The sequence below is a fragment of the Halomonas sp. genome, from assembly GCF_041689495.1.
Taxonomy (GTDB): Bacteria; Pseudomonadota; Gammaproteobacteria; order Pseudomonadales; family Halomonadaceae; genus Halomonas.
The window spans coordinates 1-9,311 of the sequence record NZ_JBDNGD010000369.1 but is presented as its reverse complement, the minus strand read 5'-3'; the positions used below and the strand labels follow the sequence as shown (position 1 = coordinate 9,311).

Genomic DNA, 9,311 nt, shown 5'->3' with positions numbered 1-9,311 from the left:
CTGGCGTCAAGGTGCCGATGCCAGGATGTCGGATTCATCGACGCGGCGGCGCTGGCGACTGGCAATCCCCCTGACCTCCTCCTTGGCGGCCAGTTGTCCCAGGGTGATGCCATCGAGGAAGCCATGGATCTGCTCCGAGAGTTCACACCACAGGTGGTGGGTCAGGCAGGTGTCTCCCTGCTGACAGTCGGAGAGGCCCCCGCAGCGGGTGGTGTCCACGGACTCGTCGACGGCATCGATCACCCTGGCCACGGAGATATCCCGGGGTGCCATGGCCAACAGATAGCCGCCGCCGGGCCCACGAACGCTGCGCACCAGCTGGGCCCTGCGCAAACGGGCGAACAACTGCTCGAGATAGGAGAGGGAGATCTCCTGTCGCTGGGAGATGTCGGCGAGACAGATGGGTCCCGACTCGGCATTCACGGCCAGGTCGAGCATGGCGGTGACGGCGTAGCGGCCCTTGGTGGTCAGGCGCATGCGGGGGACACCTCGGCGCCGGCGTGGCGATCAATGATTGGGCCGTCCATCGATACGCGGACGGCGACGTCAAGCCTGTATTATGGGAAAGACCCAGTGGTGCAGTCAACCATTACCCTCTCCGGGGTCCGGAGGTTCGATATGCCCGCTGCCCTGTCGACCCGCCGTGTCACTCCGTGTCGGCTTGCCCCGGGGCGGGCAGGCCGCCTCGGCATCGTCGAGAACACCCGCGAAGTCCTCGTCGCGAAGTTCGGGGAGCTGGCCGTCGCGATAGCCGGTGTCGAGCTTGCGCAGGGTGGTGCAAATGTGTTCGACGCGTTCGTCCACGGCGTGCATGTGGTCGAGCATGGCCTGGATCGAGCGGGCGACGGGGTCGGGCATGTCCTGACTGACGCCATAGGCGTCGAAGCCGAACTTGCGCTGCATGGCCTCGCGGCGCGCCGGATCGACAGTCAGGGCTTCCTCTGCATCGGGGTCGCTGCGCTGGACGACCTTGCCGGGAATGCCCACGACGGTGGCACCCGCAGGGACCTCCCTTGTGACCACGGCATTGGAACCGATCTTGGCCCCGGCTCCGACGCTGAAGGGGCCCAGCACCTTGGCCCCGGCGCCGACGATGACGCCATCTTCCAGCGTGGGGTGGCGCTTGCCCTTGTTCCAGCTGGTGCCGCCCAGGGTCACGCCCTGATAGAGGGTGACGTCATCGCCGATCCGAGCAGTTTCGCCGATCACCACCCCCATGCCATGGTCGATGAAGAAGCGTCGGCCGATGGTGGCACCGGGATGGATCTCGATACCGGTCAGCCAGCGGGAGAAGCTCGAGAGGCTGCGGGCCAGCCACTTGAGGTTCTTGCGCCATAGCCAGTGCCCCAGGCGGTGAAGCAGCAGCGCATGCAGGCCCGGATAGTTGGTCAGGACTTCCAGGGCGTTGCGTGCGGCCGGATCACGGTCGAAAACGCTGTTGATGTCCTCGCGCAGCCGGTCAAACATGCGATAGTCCTTGGATGGGGAAGGGATGGGGCGACCTTCCTATACTGGTGGTCGTTCGAGTCGCCTTCAAGTTGTTCGACTCATGGCTCCGACCGGCGATTTACCTCTTGCTCGGTCGCGGTCAGGATGCCGCGCAGGATGTTGAGCTCCATGCGCTCCGGCCGGCTGCGCAGTATCAGTCGCCGCAACCGAGCCATCAACTGTCGAGGCCTTGCCGGGTCGTGGAAGCCGATGGTGATCAGCGTTCGCTCCAGGTGGGTAAAATAGTGCTCCAATTCCTGATGGCTGGCCAGGGACTCCGGCGTGGGTGCCTCGCTTGGTGCGTCGTCGGCCGTTTCCTCCTGGGCCAGCCAGGCCAGGCGGCACTCGTAGGCGAGGACCTGAACCGCCGTGGCCAGGTTCAGTGAGCTGAAGTCCGGGTTGGCCGGGATGGTCACATGGGCATGGCAACGCTGCAGCTCGCTGTTGGAAAGGCCGCTGTCCTCCCGGCCGAAGACCAGGGCGACACGGCCCGCCGGCTCCGCCAGTTCGGCGGGCAGCGACTCGGCCAGCGCGCGCGGGGTAGTCATCGGCCAGGGCAGGGTGCGCGAACGGGCACTGGCACCCACGACCAGGGTGCAGTCGGTCACGGCTTCTTCCAGAGTCTCGATACGCCGGGCAGCGTGGACGAGATGGTCGGCACCCGAGGCGCGAGAGACGGTATCCGCCGTCAGTGGCTCGCAGCGCGGTGCCACCAGGGCCAGGTCGGACAGTCCCATGTTGTGCATGGCGCGAGCGGTGCCGCCGATATTGCCGGGATGGCTGGTGCCGATCAGGACGATGCGAATGCGGTCTAGCATGCGTGGCTTCTCATGGAGATGACATCCAGTGGCAGAGTCTAGCATGCTGAACCAGCGTCCAGCCCAGCGCCAGAGCGTGGCGCGATGGGCCGTGGTCTGCTAGGATTCGCGCCGACCCGTTCTTTACCACTACCGACCTCCCAAGGCCCGATCATGCACCCGATGGTCCAATTCGCGTTGCGCGCGGCGCGCGACGCTGGCGAACAGTTCCTGCGCATTCGCCAACGTATCGAGAATGCCCACCAGGATCACAACATCGATGGCCTCCTCGAGGATGCCGCCCGCAATGTCGAGACGCTGATCGTTCGTCAACTCTCGCGCGGCTATCCTGAACATGGCGTCAGCGGACGCTTCACGCCTCACCGTGATGGTGAGGGGGAGGGTCGGGATGTGCTCTGGAGGATCGAACCCTATCATGGCTATTCGAACCTGAGTGTCGCCGCGCCCGCTTTCGCCCTCTCCGTGGTCTGTCTGGTCAAGGGTCGTCCGGAACATGCCGTGGTGATCTGCCCCTTCAGCGACGACGAGTACCTGGCCAGCCGCGGGCGTGGTGCCCAGCACAATGGCAAGCGTATTCGTGTTCCCGCCACCACGTTGGTAGCCGGGTCGCGCATCACCCTGGGCCTGCCGGAAACCTGGCTGCGTCCTCGACACCTCCCCGCCTACCTGACCCTGGTGCAGCAGCTCGGCCCCCAGGTGGAGAGTCTGCGTGCTTCGGGTAGCGGTCTGCTCGACCTGGCTGAACTCGCCGCTGGACGTGCCGATGCCGCCTTCGTGTTGGGCCTGGAGGAGCAGGACCTGCATGTCGGCTCGCTGCTGCTCAAGGAGAGTGGCGCCCTGATGGGGAGTCCCGATGGTCGACCCGATGTCGGCGTCGAGGGGCAGTTGATGGCGGCGGGTCCGCGTCTGTACAAGAGCCTGGTGCAGCAGCTCAAGCCGCATTTCTGACCACAGCGCCAGGCGCTAGGCGCGCGCTGTCAGGGCAGCTCTTCCTCTCCCTCGGGGTCTTCCTTCCGCGCCGGGATCAGGTCCTCGCGGTCCAGTTTCACCACCAGCAGCAAGGCCGCGGCGACATAGATGGAGGAGAAGGTGCCGACCACGATGCCGATGATCAGAGCGATGGCGAAGCCTTCGATCATGTCGCCGCCCAGCACCAGCAGCGCCAGCAGTACCAGCAGGGTGGTGCCGGACGTCGCCAGGGTGCGCGACAGGGTCATGTTGATCGCTTCGTTGAAGATCGCCGGCATGTCGTCGATGCGTGACTTGCGGATCGTCTCGCGAATGCGGTCATAGACCACGATGGTGTCGTTGAGCGAATAGCCGATCACCGCAAGCAAGGCCGCCAGTACGGTGAGGTCGAATTCCAGCTGGAACAGCGAAAAGATACCGACCACGATGATTACGTCGTGGATCAGCGCGAGCAGCGCGCCGATGGCGAACTTGTACTGGAAGCGAAAGGCCACGTAGAGCATCACCACGCCCAGGGCCACCAGCAGGCCCATGCCGCTCTGGTCGCGTAGCTGGTCGCCCACCTGGGCGCCGACGAACTCGGCGCGGATCAGCTCCATCTCATCGCCGGCGTTGCGCAGCAGGCTTACCACCTGCTCGCCGACATCGGGGTCGAAGGCCTGCTGCAGACGGATCAATACCTCGGTGGAGGCGCCGAAGGCCTGTACCGAGACGTCACGGAACTCGGCATTCTCGAGGAGCTGGCGAACTGCCTCCAGGGAGGGCGCCATGGCGTAGCGGACTTCCACCAGGGTGCCGCCGGTGAAGTCCAGCCCCAGATTGAGCGGCTGAAACAGCAGCGAGACGATCGACACCAGAAGCATGAGACCGGAGATCGTGTAGGCGATCCGGCGCTTGCCCATGAAGTCGAGCTGTCGATTGACGAGGGATTTCATTGCCACCTCTTATATCCAGAGCTTCTTGACCGGCTTGCCGCCGTAGGTCAGGTTGACCATCGCCCGCGTCACCATCAGGGCGGAGAACAGCGAGGTGATGATCCCCAGCGAGAGGGTCACGGCGAAACCCTTGACCGGCCCGGTGCCGATGGAAAACAGGATCACCGCCACCAGCAGGGTGGTGATGTTGGCATCGATGATCGAGGTGAAGGCCCGCTCATAGCCGGCCGTGATGGCCTGCTGAACAGACAGTCCGGTGCGCAGCTCTTCGCGTATTCGCTCGAAGATCAGCACATTGGCATCCACGGCCATGCCCAGCGTCAGCACGATGCCGGCGATGCCCGGCAGGGTCAGGGTGGCGCCGAGCAGTGACATGGCCGCCACCAGCAGGGTCAGGTTCAATGCCAGGGCAATGTTGGCGAAGACGCCGAACACCTTGTAGCGCACCAGCATGAAGAACACGACCAGCAGCAGGCCGATCTGCACCGACATGATGCCGCGTTCGATGTTCTCGGCACCCAGGCTCGGGCCGATGGTACGCTCCTGCACGAAGTAGATGGGGGCGGCGAGTGAGCCGGAGCGCAGCAGCAGGGCGAGCTCCGACGCCTCGGTGGGCGAGTCGAGTCCGGTGATACGGAAGCTGTTGCCCAGCGCACTCTGGATGGTGGCCAGGCTGATGATGCCACGCTCGGTGTAGGGCTCTCGCTCGACGACGGGCTCGCCATCCTCCATCACGGTGGTGTCGCGGGTCTTGTGCTCGATGAAGATCACCGCCATGTTGCGGCCGATGTTGGTGCGGGTGGCACGGTTCATCAGGGTGCCGCCGGTGCCGTCCAGATCGATGTTGACCTGGGGGCGGCCGTTCTCGTCGAAGCTGTGGTTGGCATTGGAGACGCTGTCGCCGGTGATGATCAGGTCACGCATCAGGTCGGCCGTGCGGACGGGATCATTGCGGAATTCCAGGGTCTCGATCTCGTTGTCCGACGTATCCGGGCGCGCCTCCAGACGGAATTCCAGGTTGGCCGTGGCCCCTACCACCCGCTTGGCCGCCACGGTGTCCTGGACGCCGGGCAGTTCGACCACGATCTGGTTCGGTCCCTGGCGCTGCACCAAGGGCTCGGCCACACCCAACTCGTTGACCCGGTTGCGCAGGGTCGTGAGGTTCTGGTTGATGGCGTAGTCCTGGATCTCCCCGACCTGCTGGTCGGTCATGATCATGACCAGCTGGGCCCCCCGTCCATCGCCTTCACTGGCGTAGTCGAAGTCGGGAAATTCACGGCCGATCAGCACGCGAGCCGCATCACGGTCCTCTGCGTCTGTAAAGGTGAGGGTCAGGGTGCGTTCCTCGATCTCGGTATCGCGATAGCGGATACGCTCGCCGCGCAGCATCTCGCGCATGGCGCTGGCGTTGACCTCCAGTCGCTGCTCCAGGGCGGCATCCATGTCCACTTCCAGCAGGAAGTGGACGCCGCCGCGCAGGTCCAGGCCCAGGGTCATGGGTGAGGCGGCGAGTGACTGCAGCCAGGCCGGGGTGGATTCCGCGAGGTTCAGGGCCACCACGTAGTCACTGCCCAGCATCCCGCTGATCCGGTCGCGGGCCTTGATCTGGTCGTCGGCATCGTCGAGGCGAATGAGCACCCGGCTCGGGTCGGTCTCGACGGACTTGATGTTGATGTCCATGTCGCCGAGGGAGTCGCGAATGCGTTCCAGCTGCCGCCCATCGATGGTGGCGTCGCCGCGCTCGGTGCTGATCTGGACCGCCGGGTCCTCGGGGAAGAGGTTGGGGAGGGAGTAGACCAGGCCGGCGAGAAGGACAATGAGTATCAGCAGATACTTCCACAGGGGATAACGGTTGAGCATGCGGGCCCTGCCCTAGGTTGTGCTGACAAAGGAACCTGACGACAAAATGACGCCGGCAGTGATGGAGTGGCATCGCGGTCGAGCCGGTGGGCGTCGACTCAGATGGACTTGATGGTGCCCTTGGGCAGGACGGTGGCCACGGCGTTCTTCTGGACGTTGACCTCGGTGCCGTCGGCAATTTCCATGGTCAGGAATTCGCTGTCGTCGCTTACCTTGGTGATGCGGCCCAGAATGCCGCCGCCGATGACGATCTCGTCACCCTTGGAGAGGCTGCCGATCAGCTGCTTGTGCTGCTTGGCGCGCTTGGCCTGGGGGCGCCAGAGCAGGAAGTAGAAGATCAGCACGAAGCCGACCAGCATGACGATCTGGGCGATACCGCTGCCAGCGGCGCCGGCTTCCTGGGCCATGGCCGGGGAAATGAAGAAATCCAGCATGTATGACGATCTCCTGATGATGAGCAAGCAAAGTTCTACGGACGGCCTCGCGGGCCGGCCGTGGATCAATTCGGTGCGGGAGGAACCGGCAGGTCGCGCTGCGCGTAGAAGCCCACCACGAAGTTCGCCAATGTACCCGCTTCGATGGCACCGCGCAAACCGGCCATCAGTCGCTGGTAATGGTGCAGGTTATGGATGGTATTGAGCATGGCGCCGAGCATTTCTCCGCAGCGCTCAAGGTGATGCAGGTAGGCGCGAGAGAAGTGACGACAGGTATAGCAGTCACAGCCTTCCTCGAGAGGGCCGGTATCGTGGCGGTGACGCGCATTGCGGATCTTGACGGTCCCCTCGAAGGTGAATAGGTGGCCATTGCGTGCATTGCGGGTGGGCATCACGCAGTCGAACATGTCGATTCCGCGGCGGACGCCCTCCACCAGGTCCTCGGGCTTGCCCACGCCCATCAGGTAGCGAGGCGTGTCTTCGGGCATCCAGCGGGGGAGATAGTCGAGGAGCTCGAACATCGCGTGCTTCGGTTCGCCCACCGAGAGACCGCCGATGGCCAGCCCGTCGAAGCCGATCTCCAGCAATCCCTTCAACGACCGCTCGCGCAATGCTGGATGAACGCCGCCCTGGATGATGCCGAACAGCGCCGAGGGGGAGTCTCCATGGGCCGCCCGGGAGCGCTGCGCCCAGCGCAGGGATAGCTCCATGGAGGCCTCGGCAACCTCCTCGGTGGCCGGGTAGGGCGTGCACTCGTCGAAGATCATTACCACGTCGGCCCCCAGGGCTCGCTGCACGTCCATGGATTCCTCTGGGCCCATGAACACCCTGGCGCCATCCACCGGCGAGCGGAAGTGCACCCCCTGCTCGGTGATCTTGCGCATCTTGCCCAGGGAGAAGACCTGGAAACCACCGGAGTCGGTGAGTATCGGTTTCTGCCACTGGGCGAAATCATGCAGGTCCCCATGGGCAGCGATCACCTCGGTTCCCGGACGCAGCCAGAGATGGAAGGTGTTGCCGAGGATGATCTCGGCGCCTATCTCTTCCAGAGAGGCGGGCGTCATGCCCTTGACGGTGCCGTAGGTGCCCACCGGCATGAAGGCGGGCGTCTCGACGCTGCCGCGAGGGAACATCAACCGGCCGCGGCGGGCCCGGCTGTCGTTGGCCAGGCGCTCGAAGGTCATGAAGCATTCGTTTCGCATGGGGCTCTCTTCGATTCGTGTTGCCAGGGGAGGTCCGGGCCGGCTCAGGACTGGCGTGTCAGCAGCATCGCATCGCCATAGCTGAAGAAGGCGTAACGCTCGGTGACCGCCTCCCGGTAGGCCGCCATAGTGGTCTCGTACCCGGCAAAGGACGACACCAGCATCAGCAGGGTCGATTCCGGCAGGTGGAAATTGGTGATCAGGGTGTCGACACAGCGCCACGCATAGCCGGGATAGATGAAGATGTCGGTCTCGCCACTGCAGGGGGCGATCTCGCCCTCAAGGCAGGCACTTTCCAGGCAGCGCACGCTGGTGGTCCCCACGGCCACCACTCGCTTGCCACGCGCCCGAGTCGAACGGACCTTGTCGCATACCGTCTCGGTGACCTCGATCCACTCGCTGTGCATCCGGTGTTCGCGGATGTCGTCGGCACGCACCGGCTGGAAGGTCCCAGCCCCCACATGCAGGGTGACAAAGGCGCTCTCCACGCCCTTGTCGGCCAGGCGCTCGAGCAGCGGCTCGTCGAAGTGCAGCCCGGCGGTGGGCGCGGCCACGGCGCCATCCCGGCGGGCGTAGACGGTCTGGTAGCGCTCGCGGTCGGCGAGCTCGTCCTCCCGAGTGATGTAGGGCGGCAGCGGCATGTGGCCATGGCGCTCCAGCAGGGCGATCAGCGGGGTATCACCCAGGAAACGAAGCTCGAAGAGGGCGTCGCGGCGCCCCTCCACCACGGCATGGATATTCCCCTCGAAGACGATCTCGGTGCCGGGCCTGGGCGACTTGCTGCTGCGCAGGTGCGCCAGGCCGCGATGGGCATCCAGTGGCCGTTCGAGCAGCATCTCGACCCTGCCGCCGCTGGTCTTGTGGCCGTACAAGCGCGCCGGGATGACCCGGGTGTCGTTGAACACCAGCAGGTCGCCGGGTTCCAGCAGGTCGACAAGATCCGTGAAGCGTCGGTGGGCCAGCCGGCCGGTGGGCCCATCGACACACAACAGGCGGCAGTCGCTGCGCTGCTGCGAGGGGTATCGGGCGATCAGGTCGTCGGGAAGTTCGTAGTGGAAGTCGGCGCGTTGCATGAAGGGAAGAGTATCCGCAGCTTGGAAACATCGTTTGGCATGACCCCGGGCCGGCCCGGCAAGCCGCACAGGATACCCGATCATTCCCGGCTCGTCAGGCGCGCGATTGACCTGTTGCCCCGGCCACGTATAATGCTCGGCGCTGCCGGTGTGGCGGAATTGGTAGACGCAGCGGATTCAAAATCCGCCGCCCTCACGGGTGTGTCGGTTCGAGTCCGACCACCGGCACCATTTAAAACAGCGACTTACCCACCCTTCCTTGCATTACCTCCTATCACGGCATATCTTCCAATGACAGTTCCTTATTGGGACAGGTATTGGGACAAGCCGTTATGCCGAGAAAAGCCCGCGAGTTATCCGCCCTTGAGGTGAGACGCCTGACCAGCCCTGGCCGCCATGCGGTTGGCGGTGTCGATGGCCTATTCCTGCGAGTGACCCAGACCGGCAGCCGGTCGTGGGTGCTGCGTTACCCCACCGGAGAGAAGCGCGAGTCTGCCAACGGCAAGCCGTTCGCCGTCTACCGCGATATTGG

The 9,311-nt window shown here is 64.6% G+C and carries 10 protein-coding genes and 1 tRNA gene; 3 read left to right on the top strand and 8 right to left on the bottom strand.

The genetic code is table 11. From position 1 onward, the window contains the following. Positions 1–6: 6 nt before the first annotated feature. The 3 genes from ACESMD_RS11585 to ACESMD_RS11575 form a co-directional block, all read right to left on the bottom strand. Complete coding sequence (locus ACESMD_RS11585) at positions 7–477, bottom strand: Rrf2 family transcriptional regulator (RefSeq protein ID WP_372613292.1); 471 nt, start codon at positions 475–477, stop codon at positions 7–9. Positions 478–582: 105 nt separating this feature from the next. Then, positions 583–1,467: a serine O-acetyltransferase gene (gene cysE / locus ACESMD_RS11580; protein WP_372613290.1), complete on the bottom strand. Its 885-nt coding sequence runs from the start codon at positions 1,465–1,467 to the stop codon at positions 583–585. 80 nt (positions 1,468–1,547) lie between these two features. Continuing rightward, on the bottom strand, positions 1,548–2,306 hold the full coding sequence (locus tag ACESMD_RS11575) for an RNA methyltransferase (protein ID WP_372613288.1): 759 nt from the start codon (positions 2,304–2,306) through the stop codon (positions 1,548–1,550). Positions 2,307–2,459: 153 nt separating this feature from the next. Here ACESMD_RS11575 and ACESMD_RS11570 point away from each other — a divergent pair, with 153 nt between their 5' ends. After that, a complete protein-coding gene (locus tag ACESMD_RS11570; protein WP_372613286.1) occupies positions 2,460–3,254 on the top strand; it encodes an inositol monophosphatase in 795 nt (264 codons plus the stop codon). A gap of 29 nt (positions 3,255–3,283) precedes the next feature. On the opposite strand, the gene secF is transcribed toward ACESMD_RS11570, so the two are convergent. The 5 genes from secF to queA all read right to left on the bottom strand — a co-directional run bounded on the left by secF (position 3,284) and on the right by queA (position 8,779). Next, on the bottom strand, positions 3,284–4,210 hold the full coding sequence (gene secF / locus ACESMD_RS11565) for a protein translocase subunit SecF (RefSeq protein ID WP_372613284.1): 927 nt from the start codon (positions 4,208–4,210) through the stop codon (positions 3,284–3,286). Between the two features lie 9 nt (positions 4,211–4,219). After that, complete coding sequence (secD, locus tag ACESMD_RS11560) at positions 4,220–6,070, bottom strand: protein translocase subunit SecD (RefSeq protein ID WP_372613282.1); 1,851 nt, start codon at positions 6,068–6,070, stop codon at positions 4,220–4,222. Positions 6,071–6,168: 98 nt separating this feature from the next. Then, on the bottom strand, positions 6,169–6,504 hold the full coding sequence (gene yajC / locus ACESMD_RS11555) for a preprotein translocase subunit YajC (RefSeq protein ID WP_372613280.1): 336 nt from the start codon (positions 6,502–6,504) through the stop codon (positions 6,169–6,171). 65 nt (positions 6,505–6,569) lie between these two features. After that, complete coding sequence (gene tgt / locus ACESMD_RS11550) at positions 6,570–7,706, bottom strand: tRNA guanosine(34) transglycosylase Tgt (protein WP_372613278.1); 1,137 nt, start codon at positions 7,704–7,706, stop codon at positions 6,570–6,572. A gap of 44 nt (positions 7,707–7,750) precedes the next feature. Further along, positions 7,751–8,779: a tRNA preQ1(34) S-adenosylmethionine ribosyltransferase-isomerase QueA gene (queA, locus tag ACESMD_RS11545; protein ID WP_372613276.1), complete on the bottom strand. Its 1,029-nt coding sequence runs from the start codon at positions 8,777–8,779 to the stop codon at positions 7,751–7,753. Between the two features lie 144 nt (positions 8,780–8,923). Here queA and ACESMD_RS11540 point away from each other — a divergent pair. Both ACESMD_RS11540 and ACESMD_RS11535 read left to right on the top strand, forming a co-directional pair. Then, a tRNA-Leu gene (locus ACESMD_RS11540) sits at positions 8,924–9,010 on the top strand. Positions 9,011–9,111: 101 nt separating this feature from the next. Continuing rightward, a partial coding sequence (locus ACESMD_RS11535; RefSeq protein WP_372613274.1) for an Arm DNA-binding domain-containing protein occupies positions 9,112–9,311 on the top strand: 200 nt, incomplete at its 3' end.